The 545-nt window shown below is 60.7% G+C and carries 1 pseudogene; it reads right to left on the bottom strand.

The annotated features are described in order from the left end of the window. Window positions 1-545, bottom strand: a pseudogene (aceE, locus tag MOY_RS16380) (pyruvate dehydrogenase (acetyl-transferring), homodimeric type); the annotation flags it as partial.

The raw sequence follows: 545 nt of genomic DNA, 5'->3' as shown, positions 1-545 counted from the left end.
CATCACGTGGGCTTGGTAGATCGCCTGAATGGGGCCAAGGCCCATGGAGACGGTGGGGAACTGCCAGTAGTCCGGCATTAGCCACGGGTGCGGGTACGAGGAGAGGCCATCGCCGTCAACTTCGCGGCGGAACTTGTCCATCTGCTCTTCCGACAGGCGCCCTTCCAGGTAGGAGCGCGCATAGATGCCCGGCGCCACGTGCCCCTGGATGTAAATCAGGTCGCCCGCAAAGTCATCCTTAGCGGCGCGGAAAAAGTGGTTAAAGCCAACGTCATAAAGCGTTGCTGATGACATGAAGCTGGCAATGTGGCCACCCAGACCCGGGTTAGCGCGGTTGTTACGAATCACCTGGGCGATGGCGTTGTAGCGAATCAAAGAGCGGATACGACGCTCCATGAACAAATCGCCAGGCATGGGCGCTTCGCGGTGAACCGGAATCGTGTTGCGGTGCGGGGTCGTCACCGAGAAGGGTACCTTCATCCCATCCCGGCGCAGGCGATCCGCCAGGCGGGTCATCAGGTAACGGGCACGATCTTCGCCCTCAC

The sequence above is a fragment of the Halomonas sp. GFAJ-1 genome, from assembly GCF_000236625.2.
In the GTDB taxonomy this organism is placed as follows: domain Bacteria; phylum Pseudomonadota; class Gammaproteobacteria; order Pseudomonadales; family Halomonadaceae; genus Vreelandella.
This window is presented reverse-complemented; position numbering and strand designations above follow the sequence as displayed.